The organism is Pseudomonas anuradhapurensis (assembly GCF_014269225.2).
Classification (GTDB): Bacteria; Pseudomonadota; Gammaproteobacteria; order Pseudomonadales; family Pseudomonadaceae; genus Aquipseudomonas; species Aquipseudomonas anuradhapurensis.
Genome location: NZ_CP077097.1, coordinates 1,903,212 through 1,920,669, shown reverse-complemented (window position 1 = coordinate 1,920,669; position 17,458 = coordinate 1,903,212). Strand labels below are relative to the sequence as shown.

General features: G+C 57.9%; 12 protein-coding genes and 4 pseudogenes. 4 read left to right on the top strand and 12 right to left on the bottom strand.

All coding sequences use genetic code 11. The annotated features are described in order from the left end of the window. Positions 1 to 28 precede the first annotated feature (28 nt). Positions 29 to 235 (top strand): annotated as a pseudogene (locus HU763_RS24685) (IS5/IS1182 family transposase); the annotation flags it as partial. On the opposite strand, the gene HU763_RS08890 reads toward HU763_RS24685, so the two are convergent. The 4 genes and pseudogenes from HU763_RS08890 to HU763_RS08875 form a co-directional block, all read right to left on the bottom strand. Further along, positions 232 to 813 (bottom strand): hypothetical protein, encoded by a 582-nt coding sequence (locus HU763_RS08890; protein ID WP_186690092.1) that lies wholly within the window; start codon positions 811 to 813, stop codon positions 232 to 234. The pseudogene HU763_RS24685 and the gene HU763_RS08890 sit on opposite strands and share 4 nt — an antisense overlap. A gap of 110 nt (positions 814 to 923) precedes the next feature. Next, positions 924 to 1,592 (bottom strand): annotated as a pseudogene (locus tag HU763_RS08885) (IS3 family transposase); the annotation flags it as partial. Positions 1,593 to 1,632: 40 nt separating this feature from the next. Beyond that, the gene (locus HU763_RS25030) at positions 1,633 to 1,788 is read right to left on the bottom strand and encodes an RHS repeat-associated core domain-containing protein (protein WP_186690094.1); all 156 of its coding nucleotides are present in this window, start codon (positions 1,786 to 1,788) and stop codon (positions 1,633 to 1,635) included. A 36-nt stretch (positions 1,789 to 1,824) separates the two neighbouring features. Continuing rightward, positions 1,825 to 2,232 (bottom strand): hypothetical protein, encoded by a 408-nt coding sequence (locus tag HU763_RS08875; protein WP_186690096.1) that lies wholly within the window; start codon positions 2,230 to 2,232, stop codon positions 1,825 to 1,827. A gap of 442 nt (positions 2,233 to 2,674) precedes the next feature. Here HU763_RS08875 and HU763_RS24895 point away from each other — a divergent pair. Beyond that, positions 2,675 to 2,839: pseudogene (locus tag HU763_RS24895) on the top strand (helicase-related protein); the annotation flags it as partial. Between the two features lie 403 nt (positions 2,840 to 3,242). Here HU763_RS24895 and HU763_RS08865 read toward each other — a convergent pair. From HU763_RS08865 to HU763_RS25025, 8 genes and pseudogenes are all read right to left on the bottom strand, one after another. Continuing rightward, positions 3,243 to 3,575 (bottom strand): hypothetical protein, encoded by a 333-nt coding sequence (locus tag HU763_RS08865; protein WP_186690098.1) that lies wholly within the window; start codon positions 3,573 to 3,575, stop codon positions 3,243 to 3,245. 365 nt (positions 3,576 to 3,940) lie between these two features. After that, positions 3,941 to 4,318, bottom strand: coding sequence for a DUF2750 domain-containing protein (locus HU763_RS08860; RefSeq protein WP_200627118.1), 378 nt, complete (start codon positions 4,316 to 4,318; stop codon positions 3,941 to 3,943). Between the two features lie 372 nt (positions 4,319 to 4,690). Continuing rightward, positions 4,691 to 5,095, bottom strand: coding sequence for a hypothetical protein (locus tag HU763_RS08855; RefSeq protein WP_186690102.1), 405 nt, complete (start codon positions 5,093 to 5,095; stop codon positions 4,691 to 4,693). 186 nt (positions 5,096 to 5,281) lie between these two features. Next, complete coding sequence (gene comJ, locus HU763_RS08850) at positions 5,282 to 5,734, bottom strand: competence protein ComJ (RefSeq protein WP_186690104.1); 453 nt, start codon at positions 5,732 to 5,734, stop codon at positions 5,282 to 5,284. A gap of 10 nt (positions 5,735 to 5,744) precedes the next feature. Then, positions 5,745 to 10,418, bottom strand: a complete 4,674-nt coding sequence (locus tag HU763_RS08845; protein WP_217884032.1) for an RHS repeat-associated core domain-containing protein — start codon at positions 10,416 to 10,418, stop codon at positions 5,745 to 5,747. Further along, on the bottom strand, positions 10,415 to 13,435 hold the full coding sequence (locus HU763_RS08840; RefSeq protein WP_217884031.1) for a type VI secretion system Vgr family protein: 3,021 nt from the start codon (positions 13,433 to 13,435) through the stop codon (positions 10,415 to 10,417). Before HU763_RS08840 ends, HU763_RS08845 begins: the two co-directional genes overlap by 4 nt. 270 nt (positions 13,436 to 13,705) lie before the next feature. Further along, entirely contained in the window at positions 13,706 to 14,224 is a 519-nt protein-coding gene (locus HU763_RS08835) for an Hcp family type VI secretion system effector (RefSeq protein ID WP_011531920.1), read from the bottom strand. Between the two features lie 418 nt (positions 14,225 to 14,642). Next, positions 14,643 to 14,759: pseudogene (locus tag HU763_RS25025) on the bottom strand (site-specific integrase); the annotation flags it as partial. Positions 14,760 to 15,014: 255 nt separating this feature from the next. On the opposite strand from HU763_RS25025, the gene dusA reads away from it, so the two are divergent. Next, positions 15,015 to 15,992 (top strand): tRNA dihydrouridine(20/20a) synthase DusA, encoded by a 978-nt coding sequence (dusA, locus tag HU763_RS08830; protein WP_186690743.1) that lies wholly within the window; start codon positions 15,015 to 15,017, stop codon positions 15,990 to 15,992. 404 nt (positions 15,993 to 16,396) lie between these two features. Continuing rightward, positions 16,397 to 17,323: a transaldolase gene (gene tal, locus HU763_RS08825; RefSeq protein WP_186690741.1), complete on the top strand. Its 927-nt coding sequence runs from the start codon at positions 16,397 to 16,399 to the stop codon at positions 17,321 to 17,323. Positions 17,324 to 17,458 lie beyond the last annotated feature (135 nt).

The window sequence follows — 17,458 nt, the reverse complement described above, 5'->3', positions numbered from 1 at the left end:
CAGAGGAATTGCTTGCCCCAGTGGTAGCAAGCGCAAACCCAAGCCTGGCTTACCCAAGCTGATTTATAAATCCAAGTACCGGCAACGCAACATCATCGAGCCATGTTTGGCGGCCTGAAAGGAAGTCACCGTATCGGGACACGCTTCGACAAACGCGCGAAAAGCTATACGACCAAAATCTCGCCGGCATTGTTTCATGCGGTGTTTGCGACATCTCTTTTCGCACAGAAACTAATCCAGGACAACTTTAAAGCTATCACTCTCTGAGCAATGTATCAGAAATTCACGACACACTGTCTCGTTTCCATTCAAGGCAATACAACCATAACCCACATCGTCATGAGGATAAATTGCAACACTTAAAGATGGATCAATATAGAAACACTGATATCCAATTACACCCGAATAACACATCATCAATCTTGAAAGATCAATGAAGTCAGCATAATCAAGACTTAAGCTCAGAGAACTTGCGGCCAAGGGGGCTTCCCCAAACCTAAAACTTTCATACTCGTTAGTCATAGGCAAAAGCAATCGCCTAGATTTCATTTTCTCATAAATATGCCGATACCTTCTGATTACTTCCTTATCTTTCTCTCTTTCGTCGTCGAACGAAAGCGCCGTAAGAATCACAACTCTTTCATTGCTTGACCCAAAAAAGCCCTCAAACAGTGAAACAGCCTCATCTACCAGCGAAAGCGAGAAACCATGTTTTTTTCCAAAATACCCTACCCAATTAACCGAAGCACTTAATCCGCCGAAGTTGATATCGCTTAACGAAAAGCTATTTTTCAATTTTGATAACTTTTGCATCACTCATCCCTACTGTTATTTTTCTCTTTCGTTCTGGCTCAGATTTTCCTATACCAACCTTCCACTCGCCTTGTTTGTCGCTATGAGACGTATGAATCGCCCCTGGTTTCCTAGACACTCTCCAAGCTCAGAAAATAGCGTTTCTCATATTCTACGGGAGACAGCTGCATAGCGCTGCTGTGTCGACGTTTTGGGTTATAGAACATCTCGATGTAATCGAAAATATCACTTCGGGCTTCGTCACACGTTGCGTAGATCTTTCGTCGTATTCGCTCCCGCTTCAAAAGCTGGAAAAAGCTCTCGGCTACGGCATTGTCGTGGCAGTTTCCTCGCCGACTCATACTGCTAATGACGTTGTTGGCCTTCAAGAAGCTTTGCCAATCTGAGCTACTGAATTGACTGCCTTGGTCTGAATGAATCATCACTTGTTGCTGTGGCTTGCGTCGCCACACGGCCATCAGCATTGCGTCGATAGCAAGGTCGCTGCACATCCTTGGCTTCATTGACCAACCAATTACCTGGCGTGAGAAGAGATCCAGCACTACCGCCAGATAAAGCCATCCTTCATAGGTGCGAATGTAAGTGATATCTGTCACCCAGACCTTGTTCGGCTCGCTGACCTTGAACTGCCGAGCAAGGTGGTTGGGCGAGGCCACGGTTGGTTTTCCGCCATAAAACCCAGGTCGACGGCGATAGCCTGTTTGCGAACGCAACCCCTCTGCCTGCATCAAACGACCGACTCGATTTCGCCCGCATGTCTCTCCCAGCTCAAGTAGGTCAGGCAAATAGGCTCAAGCCACCGTTGAAATTGATCGACTTCTAATTGATGAATCGCCCACCCTTCGGATCAAAGTCTCGATTATGGTTGTAGTGCAGCTTAGCCTCAGGGTCGTGATACTGCCCCTGAAAGCGGATTGAATTGCTCGGGCCAACTTGCTCAGCTTGTCTGCTAATAAGTGCCGCCTCTGGGAGCAAGCAATCACGCCCCTAGGAGACCAATATAATTCTGCCCTATACTTTTAGCTCCAACCGGGCCTTCTCAACGATTGTTTTAAGCATGGAATATTCTTCACCGGTCAGCTTCAAACTTTTTATCTCCTTCATCAGGTCGACCGAGCGCATTAATGCATCAAGCACCAAGCCAATCTGCTGGGAGCTATCTGCCTCTTTAAACTTATAGAAAGGCAGTTGCACACGAAGCTCAACAACTTGCCTTGCCTTGTGGTAACGCTTAACTTCCGGATAATCACCAATCCGCTCGTCGGGCATAACTATAGTTATGACACTCCATTTTTTTGCACCACATGAGAGCTCGATACCTTCGAGCAACTCAGAGACAACAGGCTCGACTGTATTACGCGCAACTCTCTCTGAATCACCTACTAGAATGTGCTTTTCGCTCGACATCCAAAAATCCATCAGTGACTCCTAGTAATCACTTTTATTTAATGGCGGCCTCTTGCCACCATTTGCGGCCTTATACTCAAGGATTTTTTATGCTGCCAAGAGTGCATTTCCTTCTTGCTCCCAGATACTTCCTCTTGCATTTCCACACCATTATCGTCCAGGTATTTTTGCGTGTACCGCTTTTTACCCATTGTAGTTTCGCCATACTTCATAACCTCACCCGACTTTCGATGTCTCAGTGTGTAGCCAATCGCAGGTTTGGTCGAATTGTGGCTATTCCCATGGGTACCATCCGATTCACACGGACATGGCTTGGATGGATCTTTCCCCGCCCCAAACCTACCACCCGCCTGCCGCGGCTGCCCTTTCCACAACCCTAACGGGTCGACCCACTCGATAGGGTTCGGCGCATACGCAGACAGGTTCAAACCACCGGTGTAACTGATCGGGTCCTGGGACTGGAAATAACCTCACGGCCGCCAACTACGTGTTCTTCCTGGGCCTTCCCTGGACACCTGGGCAGCAAGATCAAGCCGAAGACCGTGCGTACAGGAACGGCCAGCTCAGGACGTTGATCGTGAAAATCCCGCTGGTAGAAAACAGCATTGACCAGCAGCTGTAGCAGATGCTCTCAGCAAAGCGTCAGGTCAGCTTGGAGCTCATTGAACCGAAGAGCAACAGGACGCCTTGGCCAAGGCTATGCTTGCCACGACTATCAGCCGTTGATTCGTACGGGAGATCGGCGGTTGAGCTTCTGTAAGGCCTTTTGGCTCAATAGCCAAACTCTCTAGAGTTGTGTCCAATGACTGACCACTTCAGTGCAATCAGTGTCGAAAACTGAAAAAGGCGTCCAGCAGCAAAGCTCAGGGCACGATCGTTCTTGGAAATTTCTGATCTTTGAGTTCAAACGGGACTTTTGGCAGTAATCTGTTGCCTTGCTCCAATGCGCCATTTTCTGTTTGCCATGTATGGCCCAATGAGCTCTGACACCGATTGGTTAGCCAGTTCAAGAAGTAGTGCAACTAGGACCTCTTAGCGCGAATATCTGCCAAAGCCTTTTCAAGAGACTTCAAATCATCTGGATCTTTTAGTCTCGCTTTTGAACGTAGCCATTTATCAACCGCATTGTTACGACCATTTGATAGCAAGTCGCCCTCTGCAGCAATCTCACTACTCATAATGATGCGTTTTACCACCTTGCCGTTTTCATCACTTACCCGGCAATTCAGTAGCCCATTACTCTCCATAAAGAGGAATAAATTCTCAAGGGCTCTACCAATGCTAGCATGCCATTCTGGAATATTAGCATATGCTTCAAGCACGCCATCTATATCCCATACCAGATAATCGCTCATTTAATCCCTCCTAACCACCTCTGATACACCTATCACAAGGACTAGTGGAGCGACCTATAAAGCCTCAACCATTAAATTTCTTTTCCAACCATTTATTTGCTTTGCCAAATTTGCCTTCGCAACCTTGAATCGCACATCTACGACCGCCACCGCGAACAGCCCGAAGAATCAGGCTGGATGTGCTTCCATATCGAACTTAATACAGCCAGATATCTCCTCATCAGCAAGAACGGCCAACGGCCGGATCGCAACGGTATCGATTGTAGTGCAGACTTGTTTCATAACCATTGGCCTCCGGAATACGAGCCGAACACATAGCAGTCATGTTAGTCCTGGCGAAGGTACTCGTGTCCCAAAGAGAATATTTACTCGTATGTTTCAAGCTCTTCTCGCAAAGCAACTTCAAGAGCAGATGGAGAAATTACCACTCCCGCATCTCCTGGCACAGGAAATACTTGACACAATCGAGAGTCGGAATGCATACCTGGAAGCCACTTATATAAAAAGTCATCAATAGAAATTTTTCGCGGCGAGAAATCACTCCATACATCCGTCGCACAGCGCTTAGCAAATTCCTCCTCAGGCCAAAACGGCACCACAACGCTTCCTTCTAGGGCAGCAGTGGCCCAGCCCTCATCATACAACCCCCAAACAACCTCAAAATCCGCAACTTTTCTGATAAAAAATTCAAACCTCTCCTCTGGGCTTAGAGAGGATACATTTAAAACTTTTTTATCGTGCATTCTCAATACCCTCCTATCTTGTGCTGAGTTTTTGTGAAGGTCTGCACCTTGCAGTCTAGAGTGACGACAGCAGAAGCGATCTTTCGCCGCTGCATTACATATGCTAAACCTCTATCCCGCTTCGGCTCGCCCTCATAACTGTTTCCTCATACTTCACTGCAACATAGTACGATGTGGAGATGGCAGAACACTGAGCCTGATCAGCTATTTCATCAGATCATAAAGTTTCGAAATAACAGCAGCATTAACATCCAACAATCCGTATTTTTGTGCAAATGAAGTGTATGCAGAAGCGATTCGCTCCGCACCTAGCAGCAAAATAATGAAATGGCATTCCGCGGCAAATTTTTAACTGCGCATAATCGATCTTCATCATTTTCTACTCTTACTTCTTTTGCCTGTGAATTGCGTATCTGTTGAAACAGAGCTCTCACGTATCATGGCTTCGCAAGCTAAGCAACCCCCTCGACTAGCGTCAACATGTGTTACCCCGGCATTAATCAGACTTTTTTCTGCATGACCAATTCCATTCACAACCGTCAGCCAATCTGTCGCCTTGCTCCAATGCGCCATTTTCTGTTTGCCATGCATGGCCAGTGAATACCCTGTCACATAGTCATAATCCGCCAGGATCTTAGCTGCCCACTCCTCCAGTCTGGCAGAAAGGAATGAGAATTTTACCGTCTCGGGGTCGAAACTTAGCACCTCGTTCCCGTGTAGGCAGAATTGGATACCGAACAGATCTTCGGCAAAGAACACGATGTCATCGCCATTCAAACCGTATCCGGAACGCCACAAAGCGGCGAGTTCCAGGCCTCCAACGTGACGCCCGTCTCTATGTGTCTGTTGCCAGCCGGCAAGATATGCTAATTCCTCCCAACCACCTCTGATACACCATCCTAAGTTTGCTTTCGCATCCTTGAATCGTACATCTACGACCGCCACCGCGAACAGCCCGAAGGATCAAGCGGGATGTGCTTTCATATCGAACTCAATACAGTCAGATATTTCCTCATCAGCAAGAATTATTTCTGGGACTGGATCAGAAGCCACGCAGAACGTTAGGCGACACCATGGTTGCCCTTTTTTTCGCCCGAGCTCATAGATTAACTTGTAAACACCCGCTGGAATTTCCACATCATGTTCATCGCCAATACTCCCAACAGTGATCATCCCGCTTTCAGGAACTACAAACGGGACTGCGAGCGCACGAAACGAGGCAGAATCGATCGCTGGATTTAAGCTACTTACCACCACCTCCAAGTCAGTATCGTCATTTTCAACCGCTCCGAAAGAAACGCTCCCCTCTCTCCAACTAAAACCCTGTTTGACATGGTTATCTGACCAGTCATTGAACGGCTCATCTAAATTTGAGTCAAACACACAGATTTGATTGTACGAAACCAAAATATTCATAATTTTTATCTCATTCCTTAATCACGTTAACTTTAAATTTTTCTCCAGGCTTCAGATTCCTACACTTATTACCTAGGAACGCCCCTGCCCCTCGGTTGTCGGAAGACGAAATCGCTCTAATACTTGCCCCTTTCCCCCCTTCGCGCGTTGATGCCGGAGGATATTCATCTAGATCCATTTCTGGGACTTTCGGCTTATTGCCCTGGGATTCTCTTCTTCGCTTAGGTGCATCCTTAGGGTCCCATGTCAAGATACTCGGATGCCCTTGAGCCTGAGCGTCCAGTATATGCTGGGATGCTTCCGGGTATCGTTCATATGGCATATTCACCTCTAACGCCCAATCAGAGGTCAAACCCAAAGGGTCGGTCCAATTGACCGGGCTAGGCGCGTAAGCGAAAAGATTTAATCCACCAGCGTAGCTAATCGGGTCCTGGTTTACGAACCGTCCAACCCTGGGATCATAGTACCGATACCGGTTGTAATGCAGCCCGGTCTCATGATCATGGTACTGCCCCTGGAACCGCATCGGGTTGCTCAGGCCGACTTGCTTGGCCCACTCCGAGCGGGTTTCCTTGACCTCACCCCATGCCTTGTACTGTGCCGTCCATGCCATCTCACCGTTATGGTCGGTCAGCTCCATCGGCGTACCCAGATGGTCACACTGATACCAGAGAATCGCATCGAATGCCTGCGGCTTGACCTCGGTGTGCCACAGCGGGTCCTGATCAAAATCGTATTCCCGGTCGCTCCAGTCCGGCTGGCGCAGCAGGCGGATCGGGCTGTTTCGTTGTGCCTGGACGACCGGCACGAAGCTGCCCGGCTCATACAGGTAATGCACGGTGCGCCCGGTCTCGCCCTCACCCTGCGGCGGTGAGCTTTCCCAGGCAAGATTGTCCCCATCCCAGCCATACAAGGTGTAACCACAGCCCAGTTCGCGCTGGCGCTTGGCCCGCTGCATCTGGTTCCAGCCACTGCCCGCCCGCGGATCATCCTGGTGGTGCGCGGTGGAGTGCTTGTGCAGACGGCGGCCCAGAGCGTCGTAGCTGTACACCACGCTGAGCTTGTCATCGTCGAAGCGCACCAAACGGTCGAACAGGTCCCAGCTGAGGCGTGCTTTTTCGCCGTTGTGCAGGCGATGGATCAGGTTGCCGCGTTCGTCGTACTGGTAGTGGGTCCCGGCATATTCACGCAGCAGGTTGTCCATCAGCTTGTTGCGGCGCGGGTCGCTTTCCAGCGGACGGTTGAGCTCCTGGGTCTTGTCGTCCAGCACGTTGCCGGCCGGGTCGAAGGCGAAGGTCTCGACACCGAGGCGGCTGGTGGCTTGCAGCAGGCGCCCGACCGGGTCATACCGATAGGCCAGGTGACCACGACGGGTATCGTGGATATCGGTCAGCTGGCCCACGGCATCGTACTGGTACTGGCGCTTGAGCAACGTGGACTTGCCATCGTGGCTACCCAGCAACTGCTCTTGCAGGCGGCCAGCCGGGTCCCAGCTCTGGGCCTGCATCAGCTGGTTGCCCTGATGCCGGACCACTTCGCGGTGCAGGTCATCGCGCTCGTAGGCCAGCAGTTCATGCTGGTCGAGGGTCATGCCCAGCACGTGGCCGCTGCCGTAGGTGAGCACGCTGACCTTGTGGCCATCGGGGCGAACGGTCGCGATACGGTTGTTGAGGGCGTCGTACTCGTGCTGCCACACCGCGACCATCGGCACCTCGGTGCCGAGGTAATACTGGTGCTCGCGGGTCAGGTTGCCCGCCTGGTCATGGAACCATTGCAGCTTGCTGGCGGCGTTGATCGCCTGGATCAGGTTGCCGTTGCCATCGTAGGCAAAGGTCTCTTCCTGACTTTGATCTCCTTGGCTGGCAACCCGTGAAACCAGGCGCCCCACCGGGTCGAAGGTGATGTCGATGCGGCGCTGGCCGACCTGGGTACTTGCCAGCCGGCCCGTATCAGCATCGTACTGGTAACGCGTCACCAACCCGTCGAAGCCTTGCTCCTGCAGCAAACGCCCGACCGGGTCGTAGAGGAAGTCAGCCTTGCTCTCGTTCTCGTTCTCCAGGCCGATCAGGCGGCCGAGTTTGTCCCAGCGATAACGCAGCGTGTGTTCATTGGCATCCACCCGCTCGGCGAGCAGGCCCACAGCGTTGTAGGCCCAGGTGGTGCAGCGGTCCAGTGCGTCAACGTGGGCCAATAACCGGCCTTCGGCATCGCGCTCGAAGCGCTCTTCGGTGGCGTCCGGATGAATGACTTTTGCCAGCTGGCCGGCCTTGTATTGGTAGACCGTCTTGTTGCCCGCCGCATCGGTGAACTGCACCAGCTGGCCGAAGTCGTCGTATTCCCATTGACTGGTCTTGCCCGAACAGTCGGTGTATGCGACCAGTTGATCCGCGGCGTTGTAGGCCAGCTTCTTCTCGTTGCCGTTGGCATCCTTGATCGCCTTGACCAGCCCGGAAGGCGTGTAGGCGAACTCGGTCTTGTTGCCCAGCGGGTCGGTGGTCTCGACCAGGTTGCCTTTCTTGTCGTAATCACGCAGCCACAGGCCACCTTCGGCATCGCGGATCTTGATCGGATGGCGGCGGTCGTCATAGGCGATGTGGATCTGACTGTGGTCAGCCCGGATATGACGGATGACGCTGCCTTGCTCGTCGTAGTCGTAACGGTCTTCGCTGCCGTCGGCGTGCACATGGCGCACCACATTCTTGCGCTCGTCACGGAAGATCCACTCCGAGCGCTCATCCGGATAGCGCACGCGGTACAGGTGGCCGAGGATGTCGTAGTAGTACCAGGTCTCCTGGCCGTGGGCGTCGGTGACGTAGGTCAGGCGAATGTTCTCGTCCCATTCCAGGCGGGTGTCGTAACTACCGTCATCGGCCCATTCGCGAATGGCCTTGGCGTCGGAGGCGCTACCATCCCACTGCAGGTTCATGCCGCGACCGGTGCGGTCGGTGTAACGGGTAACCAGGTGATTCTGGTACTGGTAGTGCCAGGCAGCGCCGTGCTCATCCTGGGCCGCAACGAGGTCGCCCTGACTGTCGTAGTGGTAGGCGCACAGCTGACGCAGCGGCTGGCCGTCGCGCATCTCCCACAGGCCGGTGATCTGGCCGTGGTCATCGATCAAGGTGCCGAGGTGGCGCAGCACGTCCTTCACATCGCCCTGGAAGGTGATGATGTCCGACAGCACCGGACGCCCCTCGTGATGATGCTCGTAGTGCAGCATGCAACCGGCATCGTTCTGCAGCAGGACCTTGCGCAGGTAATAGCGGTCGCCCACGCGCAGGTAATACTCCTTGCGCACGAAACCACGGCAGATCACCAGCTCATCGTCGCTGCTGCGTACCAGCAGCAGGTCCTCGATGGCGTTGAACTGCGACTTGCCGACCTTGGGCAACTCGAATTCATGGCTGCGGCCATCGAAGTCATGGAACAGCAGGCCGTTGCCCACCACGTCGATGCGGGTGGTGAATTCGGTGACCCAACGAGCCCCCAGGCAACCTTGGTCATACTCGGCCAGGCGGGAGTGATAGATGCGCTGCCAATCGATCGGGAATGCGCCGGGCAGGCTGAAATCCGTGTGGATGATGAATTCGGAACCCAGGGCGAAACTGATACTGCGCCCGGTGGTGGACTTCGGCGTCGGCCTGGGGATCGGGCAGCCAGGCTCTACAGGGCTTGGTGTTTGAGTGGCCTTGGCCTGGGCACTGCTGACCGCCAACTCGCCCTTGCCCTTCTCCCGCTGCACCTGCGTCACGGTCCCCGGCTTGCTCACCCCCGGCTGCCCATTCCTGTTGCGCTTGCGAAAGCCCTTCACCGCCCCGCTCAGCACATTCAGCATCCAGCCGATGCTCATCTGCGTGCCCGGGTCCGCCAGCTTGTTCAACTGCCGCGCCATCTCCGGCCCCAGCGCGCGCAGTTGCCCGGTGTTGGCCAGGACCTTGGTCTTGATCTGATCCGGCAGCAGTTTGCTCGTGGCGCTGTTGGCCAGCCCCTTGCCGGCGGCCTTGTAGGCGTTGTGCACGGCACCGAAGATGTTGCTGAACGCCGCCTTCGGGTCGTTGAGCAGCTTGTCGGCGGCGGCGGACACCTGTTTGCCCGCCTTCGACAGGTCACCCTTGGCGTCCAGCTGGCCCAGGGCGACCTTCTCCAGCCCGGTGGCGATCTCGCTGGTCATCTTTATGCCCAACGCGCCGGCGTCGGCCAGGATGCCGGCGATCTTCGGCTGCGCCTTGGCCACGAAGTCGTCGATGGTGCCGGCGATGGTCGCGTTGAGGTGGCCGATCAGTACCTGGATCAGCGCATCGCCCAGCAGCATCTTGGCGCTGTTGCGCAGCTCCTGGCGCACCAGGAACAGGGTCGGGCGCAGGCTCATGCGCGCCGCGGCCATGGTTGGCGGTGCCGGCAGCACGCCGATCAGGTTGATGCCCAGGCTGACCCAGTCGAGCAGCTGGCGGTTCTTGCTCTTGACCAGCGTCACCACGTCGCCCAGGGCATCGACCAGGGCCATGATGTTGCCCACCACCGGCAAGGCGCCGGCCACGGTCTTGATCCGTTCGAGGGTGACGTAGCCGCCGCTGACCGACTGCAGCCAGGCATCGAAGGCGGCGGCGCCACGGCCGACGTCCTTGGCGTCGATGGTGTTGAGCGGGGCGACGGCGACCTGGGGTTCGCGTTGTTTGGCGTCGGTCATGCCAGCACCTCATGGTTCAGCTTGGCCGGGTTAGCCGGGGCGCTGAGCTTGGGCAGGCTCGGCAGTTGCTTGAGGGCGCTGGCGGCCTTGAGCGTGGGCGCAGCGCCGGGCACCACGTTGCTGGCCAGCTGGGCCATGGCGCCGGTGTCGCCGCCGACGGCGGCCTTGACCTGTTGCGCCTTGTGCAGTGCGGCCTGGCCGCTTTTCGCCAGTTGCATGCCGGTGCCGGCCAGGGCCTTGCCCTGTTCCAGCAGGCTGTTGCCGCCCGGGCCCATCAGGCCCTGGGCCATCGATTTACCTTGTGCCATCGCGTTCTGCATCAGTCCCTTGCCCTTGTCCATGCCTTGCTGTGCCAGTGCCAGGCCCTTGCCCAGCAGCCCGTCCTCGCCTTTGCCGGCGCTCAGCACCTCACCCACCACGGCCTGCTGGCCCGGGGCGATATCGTTGAACTCGGTCTTCGCCGGCCAGCTACCGGGGCCGAAGTGGCTGCCCTCGGCCCAGGTGTCGGCCGGGTCGAGACCGAAGTCGACCCACAGCGGGCCGGCGGCAGCGCCGCTGGCCTGGTTGAAACCGTTGCCGTCGAGCGTGCCCTTGATCGACTTGCCCAGCGCGTCGAGCACGTCGTAGTCGCCGGTCTTCACACCCTTGCTGTTGGCGTACTGGTACAGCAGCTCCAGGTCGCCCTTGCCGGGTTTCGGCGGCTCGGGGAAGGTGCCGGCCTTGCTCGCCGCACCGATGTGCGCAAACTTCGCGGCATGGGCGGTGTAGTTGCCGCTGGTGACGTGGGTGATGCCGCCGGCGTTGTAGGTGGTGGCGCTGCCGCCGCCCTGGATTACCAGCTCGGTCTTGGCGGTGAGCACGATGCGCTCGGCGTTGGCGGTGATGTCGAGCTTGGCCAGCAGGTTGATGTTGTCTTTCAGGGCGCGGATGTCGATGTCGCCGGAGGCCGACACCAGTTTCCAGCCCAGGCTCTGCACGAACAGGCGCATGCCCTGGCTGGCACTGGCCAACAGGCGCTTGCCGATCGACAGGCTGGTATGCCCGGTGCTGCTCAGCGCCAGGTGGCTGCCGCTGGTGATGTGGTTCGGGCCAGGCGTGGTCAGGGCGATGCCGGCCGGGCTCGACAGCACCAGGTGAGGCTGGGCGAACTCGGGGAACTCGTTGGCGCTCTGGTTGACCGGACCACTGCCGAGGATGCCCAGGTGCTGGGCGTGCAGGTCCTTGGCGACCTGATCCTGGTCGCCGGGTTCCTGGGCCTGCATCTGCTTGGCCAGTTCCGCCAGGCTGTCCTGCTGCTCGCTGGCAGTGGCCAGGCGTTCGGCGGTCTCGGGCAGGTCCTTGTGGTGCTTGGCTTCGTTCGGGCGCGGTTCGGTGGTGAGCAGTAGACCGCCGGCGGCGCGCACGGCGCCGTGGCGATCGGTGCGCAGCTCGAAGCCTTCACCCCGTGGCGCACCGCCGCTCGGCCGTGGGTGGGTCAGGTAGCCGAGGTTCAGGGCACTGGCGCCATGGTCGCTGCGCAGGGCGATGCTGATCTCGCTGGTGGTGTCGTCAATGCGCAGTTCGTTGTTGCGGCTGCCCTTGTATTCCTTGCTCTTGATCGTCGCCAGGGTCTTCAGCTCGGGCAGCTTGTAGTGCGGCATGTTCACGCCGTGGTACAGGCAGCCGGTCACCAGCGGCTGGTCGGGGTCGCCTTCGAGGAAGCTGACCAGCACTTCCATGCCCACCCGCGGCAGCTGCAGGCCGGCGATGCCCTGCCCGGCCCAGCCGGAGGCCACGCGCATCCACACGCTGGACTTGTCGTCGGCCTGGCCTTCGCGGTCCCAGAAGAACTGCACCTTGACCCGGCCGAACTCATCGCAATAGATCTCCTCACCCTCGGGGCCGCTGACCACGGCGCGCTGGGTGCCGAGGATGCGCGGCTTGGGGTGGTTCAGCGGCGGACGGTAGACCGCTTCCCAGGGGGTGGCGCTGAAGAAGTTGCGGTAGCCCTGCTGGAACCCGTCGACGCGCGGGTCGACGTCGCTGGTGATGGCTTCTTCCAGCACCTGCGGCTGGCGGCCCTGGTGGCGCACTTCGGTGAGCAGCCACAGGTCGTTCCAGGCTGCATTCAGGTGCGCGGTCAGCGGCAGGAAGTGCCCACTGACCAGCAGCGGCTGGTCGCTGCGGCCCTCGGCCAGGCGAAAGTCGCTGCGATGGCGCTCGAGGGCGCGGGTGGCCAGGTGCTTGCCCCGGGTGCGGTCAAGGAAGCGCCCGGGGTAGTCGTAGTCTTCGAGCTCGGGCTCGGCGTGGCTGACCGACTCGCCCTCGAGCTGGATCAGCGGCTTCTTGAAGTCGTAGTCGCGGCGGGTGACGCTGCTGGTGCGGGTTTCCACGCGCAGGCCGAAGCGCTTGATCATCGGCGTGTCGGCCACCAGCCCGGCATCCTGCTGGTAGGCCACCGGCGCCAGCTTGGGGAACACCGTCTGGTCGTCGCCAAACACCAGTTGATGGCCAGCGGCGCTGTGGCGGAAGTGGTAGTGGATGCCCTCTTCTTCACACAACCGCTGGATGAACTGCAAATTGGACTCGTCGTATTGCACGCAATACTCGCGGTCCGGGTAAACGGCGCCCAGCTGGAACTGGTAGGCGTTGGCGAGGATGCCATGCTCCTCCAGCACCTGGGCGATGATCTTCGGCACGTTCATGTGCTGGAACATGCGCTGGTTGATACGGTGGGCCAGGTAGGCCAGCTGCGGGCGCAGGGTCACCTGGTAGCGGGTCAGGCGCTTGCCCGCCTCGCCTTGCGCGGCGCGGTAGATCAGCCCATGCAGGCCGCGTCCGGCATCGCCCAACTGAAGGAACGCGGGCTTGTGCAGCAGGCTCTCCAGGTCCAGCGAGGGACGTTCGCTGACCAGCTCCAGGTCGATGGCGTAGGGCTGGCTGATGGCTTCCTTGCCGTCGAAGGCGAGGACCTGGAAGTCGTGCTCCAGGCCGTCGATGTGCAGGCTGAAATGGGTCTGGTTTGCGGCGGCAAACATCCTTGTCCCTCTTTCCTGGGGAGTGAAACGACCTCGGGGTAGCGCGCCGCTCACGCGGCGCATCGCGGATGAATCCACTCCTGCAGGCAGGCGGGCAGCGGCGCCAGCCGAAACATCGCGTCGGGCCGATCAGGCAGGCAACCAGGGCCTCACAGGTGCGGCACTTTGCAACCGATGCAGGAGCGGATTCATCCGCGATGCGCCGCGTGGGCGGCGCTCGATCTCATGGGCGATGCAACGCTGGCGTCGATCACCCAGAGACCCCGAGCCTTAGCCGGCGACCGGTGCGCGCCAGTCGTCAGAACCGGAAGTACCGGACACTTCGTGGGTCCAGGTGATCTTGCGGTAGGTGAAATACACGTCTTCCAGGTGGGTGAAGTGGGCGTTGGCCGGGTCCTGGCAGTTGTGCATGTAGTCCTTGATGTCGACGATGATCGCGTCTTCCAGGACGGTGGTGTAGTAGTGCTCCTGGGTGCCCTGGGCCGAGGTGCGGTACCACTTGATCTCGACCTTGGTCATGCGCTCGCCCGAGGTCAGGGCGGCCAGCAGCAGCGGCGAAGCCTTGTCGAAGACCTTGGTGATCTTCACCGGCTTGTGCACGCGCTGACCCGTCGGCTGGCCGGACTGTGGATCACGCGGGATGATCACTTCGTGTTCGAAGCCCTGGACCATGACCTGGTCTTCGTGACCTTCCTGGTAGGTGTTGCCTACCGAGTCGGCGGTGAACGCGCCAGCGGTGATCAGGCCTTGTTTTTCGCCGGTGACGGCCATGTAGGCGGGAGTTGCCATGAGTGATGCTCTCCATGCTTGAGAAAGTCGCCCGGTGGCAGGAAATTGCCAGGCGGGGGACATCTCCTTATACAAGCCCCGTGCCAGATATTTTTTATCCTTTTAAATCAATAGTTTAAAAATGCTACACACTCATTTGGATGGTTTTTCAGCTACCTGCTATCCAAAAGTTGCGCAACTTTTTGCGCAGTGCTGGCAAAAAGTTGCGCAGTTGGCTGTACATGGCGGCCGCTAAGGCCTGCGAGGAACTATCCACACACTTATCCACATTCAACTGCGCAACTTCTTGCGCAGTTGACTTTATAGTCAACAAGTAAATCGCCTCTCGAATGTAACCGTATAAGGGAGTGGAACGGAGCGTCGACTGGCATGCTGGATCCATACCCGCGCTACGCCAATCGACAACGGGTAGCGCAGAGATCGCGAACGCGATCACTTTAGGCATCTGGATTACGCTCGGTCGCCGCTGCAGCATCTCGAAGAAGTGCTCCTGCACCTCATCGAGTTTCTCCAACGTTGGCCGCCGATCTCGCTCACCTGTTTGCGGGCGAACATCTGGCTCTATTGGTAGACTGTCACCTTATCGCGGTTGATGCGGATCTGAGCTGTGTAGCTGATGGTGCCGTCGGCCTTCTTGCGGGGTCTAAACGTTGCCATGAGAATTGGTACACGTCCTGATTCGCTTGGTACATGTACCAAGCGCTTTGTATAAATACCCCAAAACTCCCGAAAATCGGTACAGAACACGTTGAACGAAATGACCGCAAAATCAGGCTCTAAGCCAGAAACCATGCGCCCTGAGCCGTCCCGCCGCTTCAGCGTTGCCCCCATGATGGATTGGACCGACCGCCACTGCCGGTTCTTCCTGCGCCTGCTTTCCAGGCAAACCCTGCTCTACACCGAAATGGTCACCACCGGCGCCCTGCTGCACAACGACGCCCACCGATTCCTCCGCCACGATGCCTCCGAGCACCCGCTGGCCTTGCAACTGGGCGGCAGCGTGCCAGCCGACCTGGCCGCGTGTGCCCGCCTGGCCGAAGAAGCCGGCTACGACGAGGTCAACCTCAACGTCGGTTGCCCCAGCGACCGGGTGCAGAACAACATGATCGGCGCCTGCCTGATGGCCCACCCGGCGCTGGTGGCCGATTGCGTGAAGGCCATGCGCGATGCCGTGTCGACTCCGGTGACGGTCAAGCACCGCATCGGTATCAATGGCCGTGACAGCTACGCCGAGTTGTGCGACTTCGTCGGCCAGGTGCGCGAGGCCGGTTGCCGCAGTTTTACCGTGCATGCGCGGATCGCGATCCTGGAAGGGTTGTCGCCGAAGGAAAACCGTGAGATCCCGCCGCTGCGCTATCACGTGGCGGCGCAGTTGAAGGCGGACTTCCCTGACCTGGAGATCGTGCTCAATGGCGGCATCAGGACCCTGGCCGAATGCCAGACGCACCTGCAGACTTTCGACGGCGTGATGCTCGGCCGCGAGGCGTACCATAACCCCTACTTGCTGGCCGAGGTGGACCAGCAGCTGTTTGGCAGCGAAGCGCCGGTGGTCAGCCGTAGTGAGGCGCTGGCGCAGTTGCGCCCTTATATCGTCGCGCACATGCAGGCGGGTGGGGCCATGCATCACGTTACCCGGCACATCCTGGGGTTGGCCCAAGGGTTCAAAGGCGCCCGAAGGTTCCGTCAGTTGCTGTCGGCGGACATCCACAAGGCGGCGGAGCCGCTGGCGGTATTCGACCAGGCGGTGGAGTTGCTGCAAGGGCGCTGAGCAATTTGCCCGTGAGGCAGGCGGCGTGTGGATGGCACCGGCTACGCCGGTGTTCGCGGCTGAAGCCGCTCCTACAGGTACGGCGTCAAGCTGAAGCCGGCGCGGTTTATACCTGTAGGAGCGGATTTATCCGCAATGCAGGCGCCGCGATGGTTGCCATCGGCCTAGCCCATATTCGCGGGCTGCCCACTACCACAAAAAGTGTGCAACCTGTGGATCCGAGCAAGACAGTTACGCCAGCCAGTAGATCTGCCGTCAGGCAACCCGCTGCGGAACCTCAGGGCAGCTTGCGACTCGAATCTTCACCTTTCGCACAGCCCTTCCGGGCAAGCCCGTGCCCAGGCCCTTGAGCGGCCGTCGGGGCTCGGGTAATGTCGAGTCATTGCACAGGACAGAGCACGCCCATGACCTCCAAGCTGGAACAACTCAAGCAGTTCACCACCGTGGTCGCCGACACCGGGGACCTGGACGCCATCACCCGGCTGAAACCGGTCGATGCCACCACCAACCCGTCGCTGTTGCTCAAAGCCGCTGCCATCCCTGGTTATGCCGACCTGCTCAAGCAGGTGAAAGCCGACGCCAAGGGCGATGTCGACCTGGCCTGCGACCGCTTCGCGGTGGCCGTGGGTTCGGGCATCCTCAAGGTCATCCCCGGGCGAATTTCCACCGAGGTGGATGCCCGCCTGTCATTCGATGAACCAGCCCTGCTGGCAAAAGCCCGCAAGCTGATCGAACTGTACGAGGCCGCCGGTGTGGGCCGCGACCGCGTGCTGATCAAGCTGGCTTCCACCTGGGAAGGCATCCGCGCCGCCGAGAAGCTGGAGAAGGAAGGCATCCAGACCAACCTCACCCTGCTGTTCTCATTCGCCCAGGCCCAGGCCTGCGCCGATGCCGGGGTGTTCCTGATTTCACCCTTCGTGGGGCGTATCTACGACTGGTACAAGAAAAGCACCGGCCAGGAATACGTCGGCGCCGAGGACCCAGGCGTGCAATCGGTCACGCGCATCTACAACTACTACAAGGCCAATGGCTACGACACCGTGGTCATGGGTGCCAGCTTCCGCAATATCGGCCAGATCGAGCAACTGGCCGGCTGCGACCGCCTGACCATCAGCCCCGAGCTGCTGCAGCAACTGAGCGAAGACCAGGGCGATCTGCCACGGGTACTGCAACCGGGCAAGGCCGGCGAGGCCAAGCAGCAGCTGAACGAAAGCCAGTTCCGCTGGGCGATGAACGAGGATGCCATGGGTACCGAGAAACTGGCCGAGGGCATTCGCCAGTTCGCCCGTGACCAGGAGAAGCTGGAGAAGTTGATGGCCGAAAAGGCCTGATACATTTCGCGTTTGCCTGACGGGCGGGAAGTGTTCAGCATTTTCCGCCCGTCTGTGTTTCTGGCGTCAGTAGTACATTGAACTCCAGGGCTACTTCGCCGGCAAGCCCGCTCCCACAAGGATTGCGATAGGCCC

What these genes read in the sequence shown, in the direction of transcription:
- HU763_RS08890 (WP_186690092.1), bottom strand. Translation starts at nt 813, where the DNA reads ATGCAAAAGTTATCAAAATTGAAAAATAGCTTTTCGTTAAGCGATATC.
- HU763_RS08875 (WP_186690096.1), bottom strand. Translation starts at nt 2,232, where the DNA reads ATGGATTTTTGGATGTCGAGCGAAAAGCACATTCTAGTAGGTGATTCA.
- HU763_RS08865 (WP_186690098.1), bottom strand. Translation starts at nt 3,575, where the DNA reads ATGAGCGATTATCTGGTATGGGATATAGATGGCGTGCTTGAAGCATAT.
- HU763_RS08860 (WP_200627118.1), bottom strand. Translation starts at nt 4,318, where the DNA reads ATGCACGATAAAAAAGTTTTAAATGTATCCTCTCTAAGCCCAGAGGAG.
- comJ (WP_186690104.1), bottom strand. Translation starts at nt 5,734, where the DNA reads ATGAATATTTTGGTTTCGTACAATCAAATCTGTGTGTTTGACTCAAAT.
- HU763_RS08845 (WP_217884032.1), bottom strand. Translation starts at nt 10,418, where the DNA reads ATGACCGACGCCAAACAACGCGAACCCCAGGTCGCCGTCGCCCCGCTC.
- HU763_RS08840 (WP_217884031.1), bottom strand. Translation starts at nt 13,435, where the DNA reads ATGTTTGCCGCCGCAAACCAGACCCATTTCAGCCTGCACATCGACGGC.
- HU763_RS08835 (WP_011531920.1), bottom strand. Translation starts at nt 14,224, where the DNA reads ATGGCAACTCCCGCCTACATGGCCGTCACCGGCGAAAAACAAGGCCTG.
- dusA (WP_186690743.1), top strand. Translation starts at nt 15,015, where the DNA reads ATGCGCCCTGAGCCGTCCCGCCGCTTCAGCGTTGCCCCCATGATGGAT.
- tal (WP_186690741.1), top strand. Translation starts at nt 16,397, where the DNA reads ATGACCTCCAAGCTGGAACAACTCAAGCAGTTCACCACCGTGGTCGCC.